We start from the raw sequence: 21601 nt of genomic DNA, 5'->3' as shown, positions 1-21601 counted from the left end.
ATATGGTAGAAACCGCAAGAAAGATAGCGCCACTGGATGACGGGCCTGACTGGAACTTCGATCTGCTGGAGACCTATCACCAGGAGATCGCACGGGTCGCCCGCTTCTACAAGCTGGACACCTACCCCAACCAGATCGAGGTGATCACCGCAGAGCAGATGATGGATGCCTACTCCAGTGTCGGCATGCCCATCGGCTATCAACACTGGTCATTTGGCAAGCGCTTCATCCATACCGAGCGCAACTACAAGCGCGGCCAGATGGGACTCGCCTACGAGATCGTCATCAACTCGGACCCCTGTATCGCCTATCTGATGGAAGAGAACACCATGCCGATGCAGGCGCTGGTCATGGCCCACGCCTGCTATGGTCACAACTCCTTCTTCAAGAACAACTATCTGTTCAAGGCCTGGACCGATGCCTCCTCCATCATCGACTACCTGTTGTTTGCCAAGAACTACATCACCGAGTGCGAGGAAAAACACGGCATCGATGCGGTGGAGAAACTGCTCGACTCCTGCCATGCCCTGATGAACTTCGGGGTGGATCGTTACAAGCGGCCCCAGAAGATCTCTCTGGCCGAGGAGAAGCGACGCCAGAAGGCACGGGAAGATTATCTGCAAACCCAGGTCAACGAGCTGTGGCGTACCCTGCCCAAGCAGCACAAGATTGCCGGGGTGGAAGACAGGCGCTATCCTGCCGAGCCTCAGGAGAACATCCTCTATTTCATCGAAAAGAATGCCCCCCTGCTCGAGCCCTGGCAGCGCGAGGTGGTGCGTATCGTGCGCAAGATCAGTCAGTACTTCTACCCGCAGAAGCAGACGCAGGTGATGAACGAGGGCTGGGCCACCTTCTGGCACTACACCATTCTCAACCATCTCTATGACGAGGGAAAAATCAGCGATCGCTTCATGCTGGAGGTGCTGCACAGCCACACCAACGTCGTCTATCAGCCCCCCTACAACAGCCGGTATTACTCGGGGATCAACCCCTACGCCCTTGGCTTTGCCATGTTCACGGACCTGCGGCGCATCTGCGAACACCCGACCGAGGAAGACAGATACTGGTTCCCCGATTACGCTGGCACCAACTGGGTCGAGACATTGCATTTCGCCATGCAGAACTTCAAGGACGAAAGCTTCATCAGCCAGTTCCTTAGTCCCAAGGTAATGCGCGACATGAAGCTCTTTGCCATCGATGACGACGATCTGAAGAACTACCTCAAGGTGTCCGCCATTCACAATGAAGAGGGCTACCGGCTGGTGCGTAGCACCCTGTCCGCTCAATACAACCTGAGCAACCTGGAGCCCAACATTCAGGTCTACAACGTGGCAGTGAAAGGCGATCGCTCCCTGACCCTGCGCTATGTTCCCCACAACCGCATCCCCCTTGGCGAGTCACGCCACGAGGTGCTCAAGCATCTGCATCAGCTGTGGGGCTTCGATGTGGTGCTGGAGCAGGACAATGGCGAGCTATCCGCAGATATCATCGGCCGTTGTCCGGACCGCAAGAGCATGACCTGACGTCAGTACCGGGCATAAAAAAACGCGCCATCAGGCGCGTTTTTCTTGGGTCAGAGCAATCAGTTGTCACACAGGTTGCTTGGCATGTCCTGACGCAGACGGGTCCAAAGCTTGCCAGACTCGATGCCGTACTGGCGTACCGTCATGAACACGGCTTCGTGATCCTTGGTTTCGGCCAGCTTGCGCAGCGTCTTGTAGTAGGCATCTGCGGTTTCGCGCGCCTGCTTGTCCGAGAAGTAGTAGCGGCCAACCCGGCTGTACAACCCCTTGAAACCGTTGAGGATCAAGGCATAGATGGGGTTGCCAGAGGCAAACGAAAGCTGGTGATGCAAACGGTAGTCGAAGTCCGCATAGGCCTCTGCCGTGTTCTCCACATCATCGGCCCCCCGCAGTATCTCGGCGGCCTGTTCCGGGTTGTTGCGAATGGCGCCACGGATGAAGATGGTGCAGATGTTGGTCCGGGCGGAGAGCAGCTGTGCCACCAGATCAGGCACCTTGTCCTGATCGAGACGCGCCAGGGTCTCCAGGATGTTGAGACCGGAGGTTTCCCAGAAATTGTTGACCTTGGTCGGTTTGCCATGCTGGATGGTGAGCCAGCCATCACGGGCAAGGCGCTGCAACACTTCACGCAAGGTAGTGCGAGTCACGCCGATCAATTCGGACAGCTCGCGCTCCGCCGGCAGAATGGATCCAGGAGGAAAGCGATTGTTCCAGATGGACTCGATGATGTATTCCTCGGCAAACCCGGCAGGGCTTTGCGCTTTAATGACCATGTAATGACTCTGTTGTAGTGCGTAAAAAGGCCCCCGAATAATAGCAAAGCCGGTCATGCTGGCAAGCAGAAGGTCGGTCCTCTGCTCACATTACCCCGATCTTTTTGTTAAGAATATGTATACAGCAACAAGTGGGGAGTCAACCAACACCAAATGATGGGGATATAAGCGTTTGCTCGCTGGGCAAGTTCAGCGAGCTTATTTATAGTTATCGCTCCCTTGATTAAAATCATGTGCAATCAATCTGATACAGGTGAATATCCGGATGTTCGGCTCGGGTCGGGCTCGACTGCATAGACGCAGATATCAACAACAGAACAGAGAACCATCATTATGCCAATCAGCCTAGGGCGCGCGTTTACAAAGAACTTTTTGGGCAATGCTCCGCAATGGTACAAAATTGCCATCGTTCTATTCCTGCTGATCAACCCGATCATTTTCTACGTTGATCCCTTCCTGGCCGGCTGGCTGCTGGTTGTCGAGTTTATTTTCACCCTGGCCATGGCCCTCAAGTGCTATCCGCTGCAACCGGGTGGACTCCTGGCCATTGAAGCCGTGCTCATCGGCATGACCTCCGCCAACCAGATAAAGCATGAGCTGGTGGCCAATATCGAAGTGCTTCTGCTGCTGGTCTTCATGGTGGCCGGCATCTACTTCATGAAGCAGTTGCTGCTCTACGTCTTTACCAAGATGCTGGTGCGCATCCACTCCAAGACGTTGCTTTCTCTCGCCTTCTGCCTGGTGTCTGCCTTCCTCTCCGCGTTCCTTGATGCCCTGACCGTGATCGCCGTGGTCATCAGCGTCGCAACCGGTTTCTACGCCATCTACCACAAGGTGGCCTCCCGGGATGAGTCCGGCAATCTGCATCATGATGACGAAGAGATTGACGAGCTCTCCCGCCAGCATCTGAACGAGTTTCGTGCCTTCCTGCGCAGCCTGATGATGCACGCCGCCATCGGTACCGCCCTGGGGGGCGTCTGCACCCTGGTCGGCGAACCCCAGAACCTCATCATCGGTGAACAGGCGGGGTGGCACTTCGGTGAATTTGCCATTCGCATGGCGCCAGTCACCATCCCGGTCTTCATCTGCGGCCTGCTGACCTGCATCCTGGTCGAAAAATTCCGCTGGTTCGGTTATGGCGCCCGCTTGCCCGAGCCCGTGCGTCACATTATGGAATCCTACGAGCGCGACGAAGACGCACAACGTACCCCGCAGGACAAGGCCAAGCTGATCGTCCAGGCGCTGATTGCCACCTGGCTTATCACGGGTCTTGCCCTCCATCTGGCTGCAGTTGGGCTGATCGGCCTGACGGTCATCGTGCTCGCGACGGCGTTCACCGGCGTGACCGAAGAACACGCGCTTGGCAAGGCATTCCAGGAGGCTTTGCCATTCACCGCCCTGCTCACCGTCTTTTTCAGCGTGGTGGCGGTCATCATCGATCAACAGCTGTTCAAGCCGGTGATCCAGTGGGTACTGGCTGCCAAGCCGGAGGATCAGCTTGCCCTCTTCTACCTGGCAAACGGTCTGCTCTCCATGGTCAGTGACAACGTCTTCGTCGGCACCGTCTACATCAACGAGGTGAAGACCGCCCTGATCAACGGCGCCATTAATCGCGAGCATTTTGATCTGCTGGCCGTGGCCATCAACACCGGCACCAACCTGCCGTCGGTCGCCACCCCCAATGGCCAGGCCGCATTCCTGTTCATGCTCACCTCGGCCCTCGCTCCCCTGCTGCGCCTCTCTTATGGCCGCATGGTCTGGATGGCGCTGCCCTATACCCTGGTGCTGGGGCTTGTCGGCTTTTTCTCCGTGGAACTGCTCCTCGGTCCTGCAACCGAATGGTTCTATCAGGCTGGGTGGTTGCTGGATCATGGGGCACAGCCACTGCCCACCCCGTCCACACACTGATTATGAAAGGGGCTGTTCGGCCCCTTTCTTTTCAGATGGGGCTCTGCTCTAATTCAGCCACTATTTTTCTCTGAGAGATCAATCAGATGATCGAGTATCTTCGCCGCATTGCCAGTCACCGTCTGGCCTGGGGATTGCTGGCAGCCTCCGCTTTCGCACTGGAACTCTGCGCCCTCTTCTTCCAGCACGTGCTGGGTTTGCACCCTTGCGTGATGTGCATCTATGAACGTATCGCCCTCCTCGGCGTGCTCACGGCCGGCCTCCTCGGCATGATCGCGCCAGAGCGCTGGTACCTGCGCTGGAGTGCCATGCTCCTGTGGGGTTACAGCGCCTTCTGGGGCCTGAAACTGGCGCTCAAGCACGTGGATTACCAGATGAACCCCTCCCCCTTCAACGTATGCGAAGGGTTTGTTGACTTCCCTGCCTGGGCACCACTGGATAAGTGGGTTCCCTGGATGTTCTACCCGGACGGCGACTGCAGCGAGATCAGCTGGCAGTTCCTCGGTTTCTCCATGCCGCAGTGGCTCGTGGTCATCTTTGCCGCCTACCTGCTGGTGTTCGTCATCGTGGCTGCTGGCAACCTGATAAAAGGGCGCTGCTGCAACTAGTCGTTCACTCGACCCTAAAAAGGGAGCCCATGGCTCCCTTTTTATCTCCTCTTTTATCACCTCACGGCCCATGCCCAGAGGGCCGGATCTCCTTCTCCCTATTCCGCCAATGAAGTGGCTGCCTGCGGGTGTGCATCATCGTAACAGGCCACAAGCGGGTCAAAGGGCGCAGCGGCGACCTGCCACTCAGCCTACCAACAACAAGGGAGCCATAGGCTCCCTTGTTTCATGTCGTGCACGGCGATGTCACGCGCCTTCGGAGGTGGCCTTGCTGGCACTTCTCCTGGCCTTCACCATGCCGATCACCATGGGCAACAAGGAAACCGCGATGATGCCGAAGATGAGCAGGGTAAAGTTGTGGCGCACTACCGGCAGATTGCCAAAGAAGTGGCCGGCATAGACGAAGGAGAGCACCCACAAGAGCCCCCCCACCAGGTTGAACGCCAGGAAGCGGGGATAGGTCATGGCCCCCATGCCCGCCACGAAGGGGGCGAAGGTCCGCACTATGGGCAGGAAACGGGTGATGATGATGGTCTTGCCGCCATGCTTGGCATAGAAGGCATGGGTCTTGACCAGATAGTCCCGACGAAAGATTTTGGAATCGGGGTTGCGAAACAGCTGCTCACCGAAGAAGTGGCCTATGGTGTAGTTCACCACGTTGCCGAGCACCGCGGCGATGATCAGCACGGCGGCCAGGGTGTGCACGTCCAGCACGCTGCCCACGGTGAGGGCACCTGCAGCAAAAAGCAGGGAGTCCCCCGGCAGGAAGGGAGTCACCACCAGCCCGGTTTCACAGAAGATGATGAGAAACAGGATGGCGTATACCCAGACGCCATAATTCTCGAACAGCTCTTTCAGATGCACGTCAACGTGCAGAATAAAGTCGATGGCAAAGAGGATCAGATCCATTTTTTGGTACCCATGAAGTGAACGGCGTGGAGTCTACGCCAATGAGACCTGGCTCACAATCTCCCCATGGTCCCCTTTTTCGAACTCCATGAAGGGAGTCATTCAATCCCCCTTCTTTTTCCCTTTCCCTGAACGTAGGGTTCTGCTCACTCGGCCTTGTCCAGAGCGGCCAGCACCTCGCCGGGCAGGCATTTCTCCCAGCCCCACAAGAGGAGCAGCAACAGGGTCGCGTCGTCGAGCCAGCCAAGGAGAGGCACCACATCGGGGACAACGTCCACCGGGCTGATGCCATAGAGCAGGATAAGGATCACCAGCCCCTTCGCCCACCAGGGTGTGCCTGGGTGGCGAAAGCCCTGATAGAGGCGGCGCAAACGCCGCCAGATGAGCCAGCGTCTGGCGCTCATGACGCGATCAGCTCGCCGCGCAGCCGCTGGATCTGATCCCGCAGCGCCGCCGCCTGTTCGAACTCCAGATCCCGCGCATGCTGGAACATCTGCTCTTCCATCCGCTTGATCTCCTTGCTGATCTCGCTGGCAGAGCGGGCATGGTACTCCCCTTGCGGTTCGGCAGCCTTGCGACTCCCCTTGCCGGCCTTGCCCGCCGTACGGCTGCCCCCCATGTCCATCACATCGCCGATGGCCTTGTTGAGCCCCTTCGGCACGATGCCGTGTTCCAGGTTGTGGGCGTGTTGCAGGGCGCGGCGCCGCTCGGTCTCTTCGATCGCGACCTTCATGGAGTTGGTGATGGTATCCCCGTAAAGGATCACCTTGCCGTTGAGGTTGCGCGCTGCCCGGCCGATGGTCTGGATGAGGGAGCGGGTGGAACGCAGGAAGCCCTCTTTATCCGCATCCAGAATGGCCACCAGGGAGACCTCCGGCATGTCGAGGCCTTCGCGCAGCAGGTTGATGCCCACCAGGACGTCAAACTTGCCAAGGCGCAGGTCGCGGATGATTTCCACCCGCTCCACGGTATCGATGTCCGAGTGCAGATAGCGCACCCGTACCTCGTGATCTGCCAGGTATTCGGTCAAGTCCTCCGCCATCCGCTTGGTCAGTGTCGTGACCAGCACCCGCTCCTCCACGGCGACCCGCTTGCGGATCTCGGAGAGCAGATCGTCCACCTGGGTGCTGACCGGTCGCACTTCCACCTCGGGATCGAGCAGGCCGGTGGGACGCACCACCTGCTGCACCACGTCACCGCCGGACTTCTCCAGCTCATAGGGACCCGGGGTCGCCGAGACGAACACCGTCTGGGGCATCAGCGCCTCGAACTCGTCGAACTTGAGGGGCCGGTTGTCCAGCGCCGAGGGAAGACGGAAGCCGTACTCTACCAAGGTCTCCTTGCGGGATCTGTCCCCTTTGAACATGGCGCCGATCTGCGGCACCGTGACGTGGGATTCGTCGATGATGAGCAGGCCGTCCCCCGGCAGGTAGTCAAACAGGGTGGGCGGCGGCTCACCCGGCGCGCGACCGGAGAGGTAGCGGCTGTAGTTCTCGATACCGGAGCAGTAACCCAGCTCCTGCATCATCTCCATGTCGAACTGGGTGCGCTGGCTGATGCGCTGCTCCTCCACCAGCTTGTTGAGGCTCATCAGCTGCTCGCGCCGCCCCTTGAGCTCCTCCTTGATGTGCTCGATGGCACCCAGGATGGTCTCCCGCGGGGTGGCGTAGTGGGTCTTGGGGTAGATGGTGTAACGCACCACCGTCTGCTCGATGGCGGCGGTCAGGGGATCGAACAGGGAGAGGCGTTCTACCTCTTCATCAAACAGCTCCACCCGCAGGGCCAGCTTGTCCGATTCGGCGGGGTAGATGTCGATCACCTCCCCCCGCACCCGGAAGGTGCCGCGCTGGAAGGCCATGTCGTTGCGGGTGTACTGCAGTTCGGCGAGGCGGCGCAGGATATCCCGCTGATTGATCACGTCCCCCACTTTGAGGTGCAGCATCATGCTGAGGTAGGCCTGGGGATCCCCCAGACCATAGATGGCCGACACTGAGGCGACGATCACCACGTCGCGCCGCTCCAGCAGCGCCTTGGTGGCTGACAGCCGCATCTGCTCGATGTGATCGTTGATGGAGGCATCCTTCTCGATGAAGGTGTCCGTGGTCGGCACATAGGCTTCGGGCTGGTAGTAGTCGTAATAAGAGACGAAATACTCCACCGCGTTGTCGGGGAAGAACTCCTTCATCTCCCCGTAAAGCTGAGCCGCCAGGGTCTTGTTGGGGGCCAGGATCATGGTGGGACGATTGAGGGTCGCGATGACGTTGGCCATGGTAAAGGTCTTGCCCGAACCGGTCACCCCGAGCAGGGTCTGATGGGCCAGTCCCGACTCGATGCCATCGAGCAGCTGGGCGATGGCCCTTGGCTGATCCCCGGCGGGTTGAAACTGGCTGGCCAACTGGAATAACTTGCTCATGACGACTCCCGGCAAAAAACGGCAAGGGAGCAGTGTACCCCGAGTTGAAGGAGCTGGGTATCCACTCACCCTCCCTGATGGCTATTGACCCCGAAATACGACCTCTGTATGATGCACCTCCTTGCCTGATGTTCCCCCGTAGTTCAGTCGGTAGAACGGCGGACTGTTAATCCGTATGTCACTGGTTCAAGTCCAGTCGGGGGAGCCAATTCCTCACCATCTCGGTGCAAGTTATCCACTTTAGTGCTTTCCTCTTCCAATTTTAATGCACAAGCCCTTCCCTGCGGCCTGACTCCCTTTTGATCTCCCGATACTGACCAGCAGCGTTTTGTTCTGCTGCGCATAACTATTTGATTTTTATAGAAACAATTTATTACAGGTATTTTTTGAACAGTCCTTGCAGCCCAGTATTGGCGCGGCTTTCAGCCTGATCGCCAAGTTTCATGAACAGGGTTATCCACAGTTTCTGTGGGTAACTTGACCAAAGCCACGGTTCATCTGGGCTGGCAGCCATTGTCCCCGGTTTGCGATGGCTGCCCCCGCTATTCCCCATTTTCTGCTGTTTTTCCCTTCCCCCCTAAATGGGATGAATCGACTCGCGGTGCTGCCTGTGGGTGGTTTTTTTTTCGCTATGCCGCGTCCTGCGGGTCAGCCCTCGCCGGATGAGTCATGAGTCTCTTTTGTTACCCTTCAATTTCCTCAGTGGAAAATGCTGAAAAACATGCCCGTTTGCTCCCCATGCAGCAGGTAATAAATTGTCCACAGGAGCGTCATCCCCTCCCTGCTCGACAGCATATTTCACTCATTGACAGCGGGCCTTGCAGCGTAAAATAGAGATGTTTTCCCCAGCCCCCCCCCTCGCATCCCTACCTTCACCGAAGAGACCAGCACTTAACTGGCTGTTAATCCGCTTTGACGCTTCTTTCTTGATACAGGATCCGGCACAATATCGGCCCCACTTTTTTCCTCGGTTTTTCCGGGCATGACCATAGATTTTGTGACACTGCTACATCAAAGCGACTCCCTGCTGCTGTTCGTGGTACTGGCCTTCGGGCTGCTGCTGGGCAAGGTACGCATCGGCAACTTCCAGATAGGCAACACCATAGGCGTGCTCTTCACCGCCCTGCTGTTTGGCCAGATGGGATTCCAGTTTTCCACCTCCACTGAAAACGTCGGCTTCATGCTGTTCATCTTCTGCGTGGGGATTGAAGCGGGGCCGCACTTTTTCAGCGTCTTCCTTCGCGACGGCATCCACTACATCACCCTGACCCTGGTGATCCTGCTGTCGGCCCTGCTGCTGACCGTGGGGCTCGCCAAGTTCTTCAATCTGGGGCCCGGCATGGCCGCCGGCATTCTGGCAGGTTCTCTCACCTCCACGCCGGCCCTGGTGGGGGCCCAGGACGCCCTGCGAAGCGGATTGCTCAACCTGCCCCACCAGACCGACATGCAGTCGGTGCTCGACAACATGGGGATAGGCTATGCCCTGACCTACCTGGTGGGACTGGTGGGCCTGATGCTGGTGGTACGCTACCTTCCTTCCCTGGCCAGGCTGGATCTCAACACCGAGGCCCAGAAGATCGCCCGCGAGCGGGGGCTCTCCGACAGCGAGAGCCGCAAGACCTATCTGCCCATCATCCGCGCCTATCGGGTCGGCCCGGAGCTCGCCGCCTGGATCGGCGGTCGCACCCTGCGCGAAACCGGCATTTATCCCCACACAGGCTGCTATGTGGAGCGCATTCGCCGCAACGGCATTCTGGCCAGCCCCGATGGTGACGCCGTCATTCAGGAAGGGGACGAGATCGCTCTGGTGGGCTACCCCGAGAGCCACGAGAAGCTCGACGTCAACTACCGCAACGGCAAGGAGGTGTTCGATCGCAACCTGCTTGACCTGCAGATTGTCACCGAAGAGATCGTGGTGAAGAATGACGCCGTGGTGGGTCGCCATCTGGTGGAGCTCAACCTCACCGAGAAGGGATGCTTCCTCAACCGGGTGGTGCGCTCCCAGATAGAGATGCCGTTCGATCGCAACATCATGCTGCAAAAGGGCGACGTGCTGCAGATCAGCGGCGAGAAGCAGCGGGTCAAGCTGCTGGCCAACAAGATAGGCTTCATCAGCATCCACAGCCAGACCACGGATCTGGTGGCCTTCGCCACCTTCTTCGTACTGGGCCTGCTCATCGGCTCCGTCTCCCTGGTGTTCGGCCAGATAGAGTTCGGCCTCGGCAATGCCGTCGGCCTGCTGCTGGCGGGGATCCTGATGGGCTACCTGCGTGCCAACCACCCCACGGTGGGCTATGTGCCACCGGGGGCCCTGCGTCTTGCCAAGGATCTCGGGCTCGCCGTCTTCATGGTGAGCACCGGCCTCAAGGCGGGGGGCGGCATCCTCGATCACCTGAGCGAAGTGGGGATGGTGGTGCTCTTCTCCGGCATGCTGGTGACCACCTTGCCGGTGCTGGTAGGCTACCTGTTCGGTGTCTGGGTGCTCAAAATGAACCCGGCCCTGCTGCTCGGTGCCATCACCGGGGCTCGTACCTGCGCCCCGGCCATGGACGTGGTGAACGAGGCGGCCAACAGCTCTATCCCGGCGCTCGGCTACGCCGGCACCTATGCGGTGGCCAACGTCATGCTGACCCTGGCGGGCTCCTTCATCATCGGCTTCTGGTTCTAGCCGCAGAGTACCTGCCCGCCCATGAAAAAAGGGAGCCTCGAGGCTCCTTTTTTCATGGGCGGGCACTCCTGGATGGAATAGTGAAAATCGTGCTATGGGGACGGGTCTATCAAACCCAATAAGCTAAATCCTCTACAAGGTGCCACTTACACTCAATAAAACGAGCGAGGTGTAAGTGATGAAACGCGCATGGATGATTGTGATCTGGTGGTTCTGCTCCCTGACGCCAGCCTGGGGGGCCGAATCCGGCAAGCAGGTGGCCCCCGAAGCAGAGACGGAGAAAAGCGCCCTGAGCTTTGAAAACGACGAGCTTGCCAGACCCAGGCTGGGGGATCTCGACGTCATGCTGGAGCAGCGCACCATCCGAGTGCTCACCACCTACAACAAGACGGGGTTCTTCATCACCAAGGGCGTACAGCGGGGCGTCACCTACGATGCCTTCATGCAGGTGGAAAAGCGTCTCAACGAGCAGTTGCGCAAGCAAAAGGCGATCAAGCGTCACCTCAAGGTGCACTTCGTCTTCATTCCCGTTGCCCGGGAAGCGCTGCTGAGCTCCCTCATCGAGGGCAAAGGCGACATCGCCGCCGCCAATCTCACCATCACGGACAGGCGCAAGAAGCAGGGTATCGCCTTCACCGATCCCCTGCTTGAAAACGTGCGGGAGCTGCTCGTCTCCGGCCCCCTCTCCCCCAAGGTGGAAAGCGCCGCCGATCTCGGGGGCCAGCGCGTCTTCGTGCGCCCCTCCTCCAGCTACTACGAGAGCCTGCTCGCCTACAACCAGGCCCGCAAGTCGGCAGGAGAGCCCCTCATCGACCTCCAGCCCGCCTCGGAGGTGCTCGAAGATGAAGATCTGGTGGAGATGGTCAATGCGGGCCTGCTCCCCTTCATCGTCATGGACGAGCACAAGGCCCGCTTCTGGCAAAAGATTTTCCCCGGGATCACCATTCACGACGCCCCCGTGTTCCGGGAAGGGGGCGTCATCGCCTGGGCGGTGCGCAAGGAGAGCCCCCAGTTGCTCGCCATGCTCAACGAGCAGATCAAGGCGCTGCGTGGCAAGGCGACGGGGGACGAGATCCTGGCCCGTTATCTCAAGCAGAACAAGTTCGTCAAAAGCGCCGCCGCCGAGGCGGAGCGCAAGAAATTCCTGCAGGTGGTCGAGCTGTTCCGTGAATATGGCGAACGCTATGACATGGACTGGCTGCTGATGGCGGCCCAGGGCTACCAGGAGTCCGCCCTCAACCACCAGGCCCGCAGCCATGTGGGCGCCATCGGCATCATGCAGATCATGCCCGCCACCGGCAAGGGGCTGAAAGTCGGCGACATCCGCAAGCTCGAGCCCAATATTCACGGCGGCGTCAAATACATGCGCTGGATGATCGATCACTACTATGCGGACGAGCCCATGACCGCCCTCGACAAGGCCCTCTTCTCGTTCGCCTCCTACAATGCCGGCCCCGCCCGGGTGGCGCGGCTCCGCGCCGAGGCCAGAAAACGGGGGCTGGATCCCAACGTCTGGTTTCACAACGTCGAGTACGTGGCAGCAGAGAAAATCGGCCCCGAGACGGTCACCTATGTGGGCAACATCTACAAGTACTACATCGCCTACAAGCTGGTGATGGAGCAGGTTGTCCTGCGCCAGCAGGCGAGCGATGCCCTGAAACAGGAGGCGAAGGAGGACGTCAGCACATCGGCGGCGAAACCGACCCAGTGATCCTTGCCGGACGAGGCGCCCATGGCGCCTCGTCTCTGTGCACATCCTCTTCGGCCCATGACCAGAATGAACACAATGGTCACAACAGCCTTAATAGCCATTACGGTCAGATTGTTTTCCAACCAGACATGATTAATTAACATCCTCGCAACAATCACAAGGAGAACACCATGTTGCAAGGAACCTTCAAGCGCACCCTGCTCTGCTGCCTGCTGGGGGCCAGCCTCGGCGTCCAGGCCAAGATAGACGAAGTCCACTTTCTGATCCCGGGCGGCGCCGGCGGCGGCTGGGACAACACGGCCCGTGGCACCGGCGAGGCTCTGACCAAGTCCGGCCTCATCAACACCGCTTCCTACCAGAACATCTCGGCCGGCGGCGGCGCCAAGGCCATCGCCCACCTCATCGAGACCTCGGCACAGTCCGACAAGACGCTGCTGGTCAACTCCACCCCCATCATCGTCAAGTCCCTCTCCAAGGAGCTGCCGCAATCCTTCCGGGATCTCACCCCGGTCGCCGCCATCATCGCCGACTATCAGGCGCTGGCGGTCCCCCTGGACTCCCCCTATCAGAACTGGGCCCAGTTGCTGGCCGCCTATGAAGCCAATCCCGCCAAGGTGAAGATTGCCGGCGGCTCCGCCCGCGGCAGTCTGGATCACCTGGTGGCCGCCATGACCTTCAAGAATGCGGGGGCCGATGCCGGCAAGCTGCGCTACGTGGCCTATGACGCCGGCGGCAGCGCCATGGCGGCGGTGCTGGCGGGGGAAACCCAGGTGCTCTCCACCGGCTTTGGCGAGGCGATGGAGGCGGTCAAGTCCGGCCAGATGCGGATCCTCGGCGTCACCGCCCCCGAGCGGATGCCGGACGCCAGCCAGGTGCCCACCTTCTCCGAGCAGGGCAACCCCACCGTTTTTGCGAACTGGCGCGGCTACTTCGCCTCCCCCGACGTCAGCCCCGAGCAGTCCGCCGAGTTCGCCGCTCTGCTCAAGCAGATGTACGACAAGCCGGAGTGGGAAGCGGTGCGCGCGCGCAACAGCTGGATCAACCAGTATCAGGCCGGTCCCGAGTTCACTGCCTTCCTCAACAGCCAGGAGCAGCAGATCGGCGGCCTGATGCGCGAGCTCGGCTTCATCAAATAACCCTCAGCCTGTGGCGGGCCAGGCCCGCCCATCGGAGTCATCATGCCACTGACCAAGGAAAGGTTCGGGGGGCTGCTGTTTTTGCTGCTCTCCCTCGCCTACGGCTATCACGCCACCCAGATCCCCGGCTACCCGGGGGACGAATATGAACCCTTTACCGCCAGCACCCTGCCCTATGCCCTGGCAGGTGTCGGGGTCCTGCTCTCCCTGATCCTGATCTGTTCCCCGGGAGGAGAGCGACTGGGCAAGGAGTCCGGCAACTGGCGGCTGGTGTTCGCCCTGCTGGGGCTGATGCTGGTCTATGGCCTAGCCCTTGGCTGGCTCGGCTTCCTCGTCGCCACCATCTTGTTCCTCATCGGCGGCATCCGGCTGATGGGCGAGCAGAGCCTCGCCTTCGCCTGCAAGGTGAGCATACCTTTCACCCTCATGTTCTGGGCCCTGCTGACCAAGGGGCTCAATGTCTATCTCGAGCCGGGTCGGCTGTTCACCCAGTTGCTGGGATAAGGAGAACCCATGTTAGACGGAATCCTGCAAGGGCTCGGCACCGCCATGATGCCCATCAACCTCTTCATGGTGGTGGTCGGCTGCTTCGTCGGCACCTTCATCGGCATGCTGCCGGGGCTGGGCCCGGTCACCGCCATCGCCCTGATGATCCCCATCACCTACGGGCTGGATCCGGCTTCCGGCATCATCCTGATGGCCGGGGTCTATTACGGCTCCATGTTCGGCGGCTCCACCGCCTCCATCCTGATCAACACCCCGGGCTGCTCCGCCAGCATGATCACCGCCATCGACGGCTATCCGCTGGCCTGCAAGGGGCAGGCGGGCAAGGCGCTGGCCATCGCCGCCTACGCCTCCTTCGTCGGCGGCACCCTGTCGGCCATCTTCCTGATGGTGGCGGCGCCCCTGCTCGCCAAGGTCTCCCTCGCCTTCCAGTCGGCGGACTACTTCGCCCTCATGGTGCTCGGGCTCTCCGCGGTGGCGGCTTTCGCCGGCAAGGGCCAGGTGCTCAAGGCGCTGATCATGGCGCTGTTTGGCATCATGATCTCCACCGTCGGCATCGACCGCAGCGTCGGGGTGGACAGATTCACCTTCGGTCTCCCGGACTTGCGCGATGGTTTCTCCTTCCTGCTGCTGGCCATGGCCACCTTCGCCCTGGCAGAGATCCTGATGACGGTGCTGCGCCCGGGCAAGGACACCAGCCAGGAGGAGGCGAGCAAGATGCAGCAGCTCGGCTCCCTCAAGCTGAGTCGGGACGAGGTAAAGGAGATAGCGCCCCCCATAGCCCGCTCCTCGGTGCTGGGCTTTCTCATCGGCGTGCTGCCGGGGGCCGGTGCCACCATCGCCTCCTTCATGGCCTATGGGGCCGAGCGCAACTTCGCCCGCAAGGGCAAACGGGACGAGTTTGGCAAGGGCAGTCTGACCGGCATAGCCGCGCCGGAAGCGGCCAACAACGCCGCCTCCAGCGGGGCCTTCGTGCCGCTGCTGACCCTGGGGATCCCGGGCTCCGGCACCACGGCCCTGATGCTGGGGGCCCTCATCGCCTACGGCATCCAGCCCGGCCCGCGCCTCTTCATGGAGCACCCTGACGTCTTCTGGTCGGTGATCATCTCCATGTATCTGGGCAACGTGGTGCTGCTGATCCTCAACCTGCCGCTCATTCCCTACCTGGCCAAGATCCTGCAAGTGCCGCGCCCCGTGCTCATCCCCATGGTGCTGCTGTTCTCGCTGATCGGGGTCTATCTGGTCTCCTTCAACACCATGGACATCTATGTGATGGTGCTGGTGGCCCTGGTGGCCATCGGGCTGCGCCTGCTTGACTTCCCCATGGCCCCCATGCTGCTCGGCTTCATCCTGGGGGGAATGCTGGAGGACAACCTGCGCCGGGCCCTGGTGATCAACGACGGCTCCCTGAGTTTCCTGTGGGAGCGCCCCATCACCCTGGGCTTCACCCTGGTCACCCTGGTGATGCTGCTGCTGCCGCTCTGGCAGTGGTGGCAGGCCCGTCGCACGCCGGTAGCGACCCTGCAATCCGACCCGACCTGATCCCAGTCATCACGAAAAGAGCGCCGAAAGGCGCTCTTTTTCTTGAGTTGGAACCGGCCACTCAGCGCTGACGGTAGCGCCGCTCCGGCCGCCCCACGGTGCCGTACTCCAGCTCCGGGCTCGCCAGTTGCTGACCCACCAGAAACTCCAGATAGCGGCGCGCCGTGGTGCGGCTCACCCCGACCCGGCTGCCTATCTCCTCGGCGCTGGCCCCCTCCTGATGGAGGGCCGCCAGCACCCTTTGCAGGGTGAGGGCGTCTATCCCCTTGGGCAGGCCGCCCGCCGCCACCTGTTGCAACGGGGAGCCAAGGAGCGCATCCACCGCCTGCTGATCGATGTCCGCCAGCGCCGCAAGCGCGGCGCGGCTCTGGCAATATTTGTCGAGCGTATCGCGCAGTCGCTCGAACACCACGGGTTTCAAGATGAAATCCACCACCCCGAGGCGCATCGCCTCCTGCAGTGCCGCGGCCTCACGGGCGGCGGTGAGCAGGATGACGTCGAGGTGGGCCCCGCGCTGGCGCAACTCCCGCAGCAGGGAGAAGCCCTCCCCGTCCGGCAGCCAGACATCCAGCAACACCAGATCGGGTTTGAGGATCTCTATCTGCTCTCTGGCATCGAACAGGGTGAGCGCCACCCCCAGCACCTCGAAACCGGCGAGGCGCTGCACGAAGCGACGGTGGATCTCGGCAATGGCCGGATCATCCTCGACGATCAGGATCTTGATCACTCATACCTCCTTGGGTATGTAACAGACGACACAACTTCCCTGCGCCGTGGCTTCGATGGTGATGGTCCCCTGCAGGGCATCCAGTGTCTTGCGCACCAGGGCCAGACCTATGCCGTGGCCGGGTTCGGCCTTGCTGCTGACCCCGCGCTCGAACAAGGTGTCCGCCAAAGCGGGATCGACGCCGCCGGCCCCGTCCTCCACCTCCAGAATGAGATCCTGGCCGAGATCGCTCAAAGAGACCCGGATCGGCTGGTAGGGGGCGCCATGGCCGCGGGTCGCCTCGAAGGCGTTGTCGATGAGGTTGCCAAGCAGGGTCACCAGCTGGGAGCCGCTGACCCGGGCGGGGATGTCGTGCAGGCGGGAATCCGGGTCCACCTCCAGCACCAGTCCCAGCTCATGGGCTCTGTGGTACTTGCCAAGCAGCAGGCCCGCCACCTTGGGCTTGGCGATGGCCCCCATCAAAAAGCTCAGGAGGGTCTGCTCGGTGGCCGCCTCCCGGCCGATGAAGGCGAGCGCCTCCCGGGTGGCCCCCAGCTCGATGAGACCAGCTATGGTGCCGAGCTGGTTGTTGTGTTCGTGGGTCTGCACCCGCAGCAGATCGCTGTAGGCCTGCACCTGGGAGAGCTGGGCACTGAGCTCGGCCAACTCGTCCTTGCGCCGAAAGCTCGACACGGCGCCAATCAGCCTGCCCTCCTGCACCAGAGGCAGCCGGTTGACGATGAGGGACTGACCGTTGAGCACTATCTCCTCGTCATACTGGGGCCGGGGATCCTGAATGAGGGAGAGCATGCGGCTGCCGGGCAGCAAGCGGGTGACGGGCTGGCCTATGGCGGCCTGCGCGGCCCGCTCATCGAGGCGCAGCAGCCGGATGCCGTTGGGGTTAAGGGAGGTGAGCCTGCCTTGCTCGTCGATGGTGAGTATCCCCTCGCGCACCGTGCGCAGGGTGCAGTCGAGCTCCGCATAGAGGCGGCCGATCTGCTCAGGCTCAAACCCCAGCAGGGCCCGCTTGTAGCGTTTGGCCAGCCAGGCCGCGGCGACACTGTTGAGCAGCACTATGAGCAGTGTCATTGCGAGGCCAAAGCGCAGGAAGCCCTGCAGGTCCGCCTCTATGTCCCGCACCAGATAACCGACAGAGACCACGCCGATGACCCTGCCCATCTCATCCCGGATGGGCCCCTTGCCGCGCACCGAGACCCCGAGGGACCCTTGAGCGCGGGAGATGTAGAACTCCCCCCGCAGGGCGCGTCCGGGATCGTCCCCCATCATGGGTTTGCCTATCCTGTCCGCATTGGGGTGCACCAAGCGGCGCGCCTCCTTATCGCCGATGACGATGTAGCTGGCACCGACCTCGGCCCGCATCCGCTCCACCAGCACGTTGAGGCGGGTGCTATCGGCTCGCTTCACCCCGGCGATGACGCCGGGCTCACGGGCCACCAGCCGCGCCACGTCCAGGGCCTGATCCCCCACCTCCCGGTAGCGCTGCTCGGCGACATAGTAGTAACTGGCCCCGCTCAGCAACACCAGTTGCAACAGACTGACCAGACAGAGAATGAGCAGGAAGCGTCCTTGCAACCCGAGCCTCATGCCTCCCTGTCGCCTCGCAACAAGTCGAGCAGCAGACTGCCATCGCGCAAGGCCTTGTGCACCTGCACCGAGGTGGGTTTGGTGGGATCTTCGTAAAAGTGGGTGGATTCGATCTGCAGGCGTACCAGGTACTCGGCGGGCAACTGGCTTGCCAGGGACTGGTGCAGCATGGGGAAGAGCAGTCGATCGGCCCGGGTGATCTCCCCCCCGAGCAGCAGCTTGCCCGGGTTGAGCAAGCAGATGAGGTTCGCCAGCACCCGGGAGAGGCGGCCCGCCGCCTGGTGCAGGATGTCCTGACACAGGCTGTTGCCGGCCAGCGCCAGCTCGCACAGCTCGCGGATGGTGACGCTTTCGGGCAGATCGAACTCCTGCATCCGTTCGCGCAGCTCCCGATATTGCGCCTCCAGCGCCTGATTGGTCACCAGGGTGCAGGCGCAGCCGAAGCCACCGCAGTAGCAGCGCTGGCCATAGGGTTCGAGCTGCAGGTGGCTGAGATCACCGAGCAGAGCCGACTCGCTCTCGATGAGCTGGCCATTGACCACCATGCCGACCCCGATGTCGTTGTGCACGAACACCAGCACCGCATCCGAGCAGTTCCTGGCGGCGCCCCACTCCCGCTCGGCCTGGATCCAGGTGCGCACGTCGCCGCTCACCAGCACGGGTACCGAGAAGGCCTCCTGCAGGGTGGGACCGAGGGGCCAGTTGCGCAGATCGTAATAGGGAAAATGCTTGACCATGCCGGAGTGGCGCTCCACCTGGCCGGGCAGGCAGAGGGCGATGCAGGCCAGACGCAACGCCTTCTTGGGCAAAAAGCCCTCGATGGCCCGCACCAGGCTGGCCAGCAGCTCGGCACGCTCCGCCTCGTTGAAGACATGGCGATGGCGCGCCAGGGAGTGACCAGCTAGGTCAAACAGGGCCATGTCCACATAGCCGCGCCCCAGACGCATGGAGAGAAACTGGAAGCGGCGCTCGTTGATGCGCAGCAGGGTCTGGCGACGGCCACGCCCCACCGAGCTCTCGCCGCAGGTGACCACCAGGCCGCCGTCCAGCAGCTCGCGGGTGATCTTGGTGATGCTGGCCGGTGAGAGGCCGGTCAGACGGGACAGATCGGTACGGGACAGCTCCTTGTGCTCCTCCAGGCTGGCATAGACCAGGCCGTAGTTGAGCTGACGGATCAAATCGATACTGCCTTTCACGATCTCATTCATAGGGTTGGGGCTAACGAAAGGAACGAATGGCGCGATTTTCACACATTCTGCGCCGATCCCCAAATTTGCCGTCTGGAAATCCTGTCCAGACGGCAAAAATGTGATTAGTAACGGAAGCGGGAGACGAGTTGGCGCAATTTGTCACCCGTGCCTGCCAGGGCGCGGGTGGTGGTGCTGGACTCCCCGGACGCCTCGGTCAGCTCGCTGACGATCTGCTGGATGGCCACCAGGTTCTTGTTGATCTCCTCGGAGACCGCGTGCTGCTCCTCGGCGGCCGTGGCGATCTGGATGTTCATGTCGTTGATGGTGCCGACCGCCGCCACCATGCTGTCCAGGGAGCTGGCGATGTGGCTCGCCTCCTGCACCGTCTCCTGGCTGCGTGCCTCGCTGGCCTGCATCACCTCCACCGCCTGTTTAACTCCGCCCTGCAGGCGCTGGAGCATCTCGTTGATCTCCTTGGTGCTCTGCTGGGTACGGCCCGCGAGGGATCGCACCTCGTCCGCCACCACCGCAAAGCCGCGCCCCTGCTCGCCCGCCCGGGCCGCCTCGATGGCGGCGTTGAGGGCCAGCAGGTTGGTCTGATCGGCGATGCCGCGAATGACCTCCACCACGGAGCCTATCTTGCCGGTCTCATGGGCGAGCTGTTCGATGACCCCGGCCGCCACATGCACTTCGTCCACCAGCCGGTTGATGCTGCCGATGGCGCTGTTCACCACGCCGCGGGCCGCATCGGACTCGCGGGCCGCATCGCTGGTGGCGCTGGCGGCGTTGGAGGCGCTCGCCGCCACCTCCTGGGCGGTGGAGCTCATCTCGGTCACCGCGGTCACCACCTGATCCGTCTCCTTGCCGTGGCCCTGCATCTGCCTGTCCGCATGCTCGCTCAGGCTATGCAGCCGATCCACGGCCCCCAGCAACTGGTGGCTGGTCTCCCCCACCTGGCTCACCACCGACTGGATCCGCTCGACGAAGCGGTTGAAGGCGGCGGCCAGCTGCCCCACCTCGTCCTTGCTCTGCACCTTGAGGCGCTGGGTCAGATCCCCGTCCCCGTCGGCGATGTCGTTGAGTGCGGCAACCGCATCCGCCAGCGGGCGGGTGACCCGGTTGCCGATCACCACGGTGGCCGCCAGGGTCACCCCCAGGATCACCAGGATGAACAGCACCCCGGTTTTCAGGGAGCCATACATGGTCTCCTCCCGCTCGCTGCGCAGGGTGGCCAGCTCATTGTCGATGTCGTCGATGTAGAAGCCCGTGCCCACGACCCACTGATATTTGTCGAGCACCAGGTTGAAAGAGAGCTTGGGGGCATCCCGCCCGATAGAGGGCTTGTTGGTCCAGTACTCCGAGAAGCCATCTCCTTCCCGCGCCGACTTGATGATCCCCTGAATGAGGAAGGCACCCTTGGTATCCTTGTCCTGCCAGCGGTTCTTCCCCTCCATCTCGGGCCGGGTCGGCAGCAGCACGGTATTGCCCTGATAGTCATAGACGAAGAAGTAGCCGTCGCTGCCATAGCGCAGCGGCCGCAATATCTCCTTCACCTGCTGGCGCACTTCGGGACTGTCAGGCTTGCCGTAGCTGCCCTCGATGGCCGTCTTGGCCAGCATCAGATAACTGCTGAGCAGCGCCTTGCGCTCCTTGATTGCCCTCTCCCGCGCCACCACCAGATCCGACTCCAGATCGCTCCTGGCCACCAGGTAGTTGCTGAGATTGACCACCAGGGCCATCAGCAGCACGGGGATGGCCCCCAGTAACAGGATCTTCTGCTTAAGTGTCATTGTGTCACCCTTTGTGCTGTGTTCATTGCTGCATGATGTCTGCCTAAACGGCATGGGAAGCTGGCCGAAAGGGAAGTGCGTTCGCTACAATCCCGCCACCTTTCATTATCGACCAGATGAGCTGACTCATGAACCTATGTCCTTGCGGTTCCTCTCTTTTTCTTGCCAAGTGCTGCGGTGTACTCCACGCAGGTCAGCCCGCCGCCACCCCGGAGCAGCTGATGCGATCCCGCTACAGCGCCTTCGTGCTGGGATTGGGAGAATATCTGGTACACAGCTGGCACCCGGACTATCTGAACGGGCTGACCGCGGCCGACCTCTCATCGACCGACACCCGCTGGGATGGCCTCGAGATCCTAGCCAGCCAGGGCGGCCCCGATGACACCCTCGGCATGGTGGAATTCAAGGCCTGGTTCCTGGAGGGGGACGAACGTCACTGCCTCCATGAGCGCTCCCGCTTCGTGCGCCATCAGGGGCGCTGGGTCTACACCGACGGCGAGCAGGATCCGGCGCCGCTGCGGGTCGGGCGAAACGACCCCTGCCCCTGTGGCAGCGGCAAGAAGTTCAAGAAGTGCTGCGGCTGAGGTTTCCCCCACGCCGCCCTCTGGCCAGCCC

The 21601-nt window shown here is 61.4% G+C and carries 17 protein-coding genes and 1 tRNA gene; 10 read left to right on the top strand and 8 right to left on the bottom strand.

The window, feature by feature from the left end; translation table 11 throughout:
* The first annotated feature begins 2 nt into the window (after positions 1-2).
* On the top strand, positions 3-1523 hold the full coding sequence (locus BN1120_RS13955) for a SpoVR family protein (protein WP_042016549.1): 1521 nt from the start codon (positions 3-5) through the stop codon (positions 1521-1523).
* 59 nt (positions 1524-1582) lie between these two features.
* Here the strand turns inward: BN1120_RS13955 and fadR are convergent, their stop codons facing one another.
* Positions 1583-2296 (bottom strand): fatty acid metabolism transcriptional regulator FadR, encoded by a 714-nt coding sequence (gene fadR, locus BN1120_RS13950; protein ID WP_010674906.1) that lies wholly within the window; start codon positions 2294-2296, stop codon positions 1583-1585.
* A 333-nt stretch (positions 2297-2629) separates the two neighbouring features.
* Here fadR and nhaB point away from each other — a divergent pair, with 333 nt between their 5' ends.
* Both nhaB and dsbB read left to right on the top strand, forming a co-directional pair.
* Positions 2630-4204: a Na(+)/H(+) antiporter NhaB gene (gene nhaB / locus BN1120_RS13945; RefSeq protein ID WP_039040867.1), complete on the top strand. Its 1575-nt coding sequence runs from the start codon at positions 2630-2632 to the stop codon at positions 4202-4204.
* Positions 4205-4290: 86 nt separating this feature from the next.
* Positions 4291-4812: a disulfide bond formation protein DsbB gene (gene dsbB / locus BN1120_RS13940; protein ID WP_042016548.1), complete on the top strand. Its 522-nt coding sequence runs from the start codon at positions 4291-4293 to the stop codon at positions 4810-4812.
* Between the two features lie 246 nt (positions 4813-5058).
* Here dsbB and BN1120_RS13935 read toward each other — a convergent pair whose 3' ends face one another.
* The 3 genes from BN1120_RS13935 to uvrB form a co-directional block, all read right to left on the bottom strand.
* The gene (locus tag BN1120_RS13935) at positions 5059-5721 is read right to left on the bottom strand and encodes a DedA family protein (RefSeq protein ID WP_010674909.1); all 663 of its coding nucleotides are present in this window, start codon (positions 5719-5721) and stop codon (positions 5059-5061) included.
* Positions 5722-5867: 146 nt separating this feature from the next.
* Positions 5868-6125, bottom strand: coding sequence for a DUF1232 domain-containing protein (locus BN1120_RS13930; protein WP_010674910.1), 258 nt, complete (start codon positions 6123-6125; stop codon positions 5868-5870).
* The gene (gene uvrB / locus BN1120_RS13925) at positions 6122-8134 is read right to left on the bottom strand and encodes an excinuclease ABC subunit UvrB (RefSeq protein WP_042016547.1); all 2013 of its coding nucleotides are present in this window, start codon (positions 8132-8134) and stop codon (positions 6122-6124) included. The genes BN1120_RS13930 and uvrB overlap by 4 nt, the downstream gene beginning before the upstream one ends.
* 132 nt (positions 8135-8266) lie before the next feature.
* Here uvrB and BN1120_RS13920 point away from each other — a divergent pair.
* From BN1120_RS13920 to BN1120_RS13895, 6 genes are all read left to right on the top strand, one after another.
* Positions 8267-8342 (top strand) — tRNA-Asn (locus BN1120_RS13920).
* A 774-nt stretch (positions 8343-9116) separates the two neighbouring features.
* Complete coding sequence (locus BN1120_RS13915; RefSeq protein ID WP_029314601.1) at positions 9117-10802, top strand: aspartate:alanine antiporter; 1686 nt, start codon at positions 9117-9119, stop codon at positions 10800-10802.
* A 178-nt stretch (positions 10803-10980) separates the two neighbouring features.
* Positions 10981-12513: an MltF family protein gene (locus BN1120_RS13910; RefSeq protein ID WP_042016546.1), complete on the top strand. Its 1533-nt coding sequence runs from the start codon at positions 10981-10983 to the stop codon at positions 12511-12513.
* A gap of 170 nt (positions 12514-12683) precedes the next feature.
* The gene (locus BN1120_RS13905; RefSeq protein WP_039041031.1) at positions 12684-13649 is read left to right on the top strand and encodes a tripartite tricarboxylate transporter substrate binding protein; all 966 of its coding nucleotides are present in this window, start codon (positions 12684-12686) and stop codon (positions 13647-13649) included.
* A 42-nt stretch (positions 13650-13691) separates the two neighbouring features.
* Positions 13692-14153 carry a tripartite tricarboxylate transporter TctB family protein gene (locus BN1120_RS13900; protein ID WP_039041030.1) on the top strand — a complete coding sequence of 154 codons (462 nt, stop codon included), beginning with the start codon at positions 13692-13694 and terminating at the stop codon, positions 14151-14153.
* A gap of 9 nt (positions 14154-14162) precedes the next feature.
* On the top strand, positions 14163-15695 hold the full coding sequence (locus tag BN1120_RS13895; protein ID WP_039041029.1) for a tripartite tricarboxylate transporter permease: 1533 nt from the start codon (positions 14163-14165) through the stop codon (positions 15693-15695).
* A 61-nt stretch (positions 15696-15756) separates the two neighbouring features.
* On the opposite strand, the gene BN1120_RS13890 is transcribed toward BN1120_RS13895, so the two are convergent.
* The 4 genes from BN1120_RS13890 to BN1120_RS13875 form a co-directional block, all read right to left on the bottom strand.
* Positions 15757-16422: a response regulator gene (locus BN1120_RS13890; RefSeq protein WP_042016544.1), complete on the bottom strand. Its 666-nt coding sequence runs from the start codon at positions 16420-16422 to the stop codon at positions 15757-15759.
* Positions 16423-18006, bottom strand: a complete 1584-nt coding sequence (locus BN1120_RS13885; RefSeq protein WP_042016543.1) for an ATP-binding protein — start codon at positions 18004-18006, stop codon at positions 16423-16425.
* Complete coding sequence (locus tag BN1120_RS13880) at positions 18003-19214, bottom strand: ROK family transcriptional regulator (RefSeq protein ID WP_042016542.1); 1212 nt, start codon at positions 19212-19214, stop codon at positions 18003-18005. Before BN1120_RS13880 ends, BN1120_RS13885 begins: the two co-directional genes overlap by 4 nt.
* Before the next feature lie 104 nt (positions 19215-19318).
* The gene (locus BN1120_RS13875) at positions 19319-20986 is read right to left on the bottom strand and encodes a methyl-accepting chemotaxis protein (protein ID WP_010674921.1); all 1668 of its coding nucleotides are present in this window, start codon (positions 20984-20986) and stop codon (positions 19319-19321) included.
* 128 nt (positions 20987-21114) lie between these two features.
* Between BN1120_RS13875 and BN1120_RS13870 the strand changes: the two genes are divergently transcribed.
* Positions 21115-21570, top strand: a complete 456-nt coding sequence (locus tag BN1120_RS13870) for a YchJ family protein (protein ID WP_080768035.1) — start codon at positions 21115-21117, stop codon at positions 21568-21570.
* Positions 21571-21601 lie beyond the last annotated feature (31 nt).

Origin of the sequence: Aeromonas caviae (assembly GCF_000819785.1) — a bacterium.
GTDB classification, from domain to species: Bacteria; Pseudomonadota; Gammaproteobacteria; order Enterobacterales; family Aeromonadaceae; genus Aeromonas; species Aeromonas caviae.
Note: the sequence above shows the minus strand (reverse complement) of the source record. Positions and strands in the feature narration are given on the sequence as shown.

Excerpts from the sequence above, each read along its gene's own strand:
- BN1120_RS13955 (WP_042016549.1), top strand. The coding sequence starts at position 3 with ATGGTAGAAACCGCAAGAAAGATAGCGCCACTGGATGACGGGCCTGAC.
- fadR (WP_010674906.1), bottom strand. The coding sequence starts at position 2,296 with ATGGTCATTAAAGCGCAAAGCCCTGCCGGGTTTGCCGAGGAATACATC.
- nhaB (WP_039040867.1), top strand. The coding sequence starts at position 2,630 with ATGCCAATCAGCCTAGGGCGCGCGTTTACAAAGAACTTTTTGGGCAAT.
- dsbB (WP_042016548.1), top strand. The coding sequence starts at position 4,291 with ATGATCGAGTATCTTCGCCGCATTGCCAGTCACCGTCTGGCCTGGGGA.
- BN1120_RS13935 (WP_010674909.1), bottom strand. The coding sequence starts at position 5,721 with ATGGATCTGATCCTCTTTGCCATCGACTTTATTCTGCACGTTGACGTG.
- BN1120_RS13930 (WP_010674910.1), bottom strand. The coding sequence starts at position 6,125 with ATGAGCGCCAGACGCTGGCTCATCTGGCGGCGTTTGCGCCGCCTCTAT.
- uvrB (WP_042016547.1), bottom strand. The coding sequence starts at position 8,134 with ATGAGCAAGTTATTCCAGTTGGCCAGCCAGTTTCAACCCGCCGGGGAT.
- BN1120_RS13915 (WP_029314601.1), top strand. The coding sequence starts at position 9,117 with ATGACCATAGATTTTGTGACACTGCTACATCAAAGCGACTCCCTGCTG.
- BN1120_RS13910 (WP_042016546.1), top strand. The coding sequence starts at position 10,981 with ATGAAACGCGCATGGATGATTGTGATCTGGTGGTTCTGCTCCCTGACG.
- BN1120_RS13905 (WP_039041031.1), top strand. The coding sequence starts at position 12,684 with ATGTTGCAAGGAACCTTCAAGCGCACCCTGCTCTGCTGCCTGCTGGGG.
- BN1120_RS13900 (WP_039041030.1), top strand. The coding sequence starts at position 13,692 with ATGCCACTGACCAAGGAAAGGTTCGGGGGGCTGCTGTTTTTGCTGCTC.
- BN1120_RS13895 (WP_039041029.1), top strand. The coding sequence starts at position 14,163 with ATGTTAGACGGAATCCTGCAAGGGCTCGGCACCGCCATGATGCCCATC.
- BN1120_RS13885 (WP_042016543.1), bottom strand. The coding sequence starts at position 18,006 with ATGAGGCTCGGGTTGCAAGGACGCTTCCTGCTCATTCTCTGTCTGGTC.
- BN1120_RS13880 (WP_042016542.1), bottom strand. The coding sequence starts at position 19,214 with ATGAATGAGATCGTGAAAGGCAGTATCGATTTGATCCGTCAGCTCAAC.
- BN1120_RS13875 (WP_010674921.1), bottom strand. The coding sequence starts at position 20,986 with ATGACACTTAAGCAGAAGATCCTGTTACTGGGGGCCATCCCCGTGCTG.
- BN1120_RS13870 (WP_080768035.1), top strand. The coding sequence starts at position 21,115 with ATGAACCTATGTCCTTGCGGTTCCTCTCTTTTTCTTGCCAAGTGCTGC.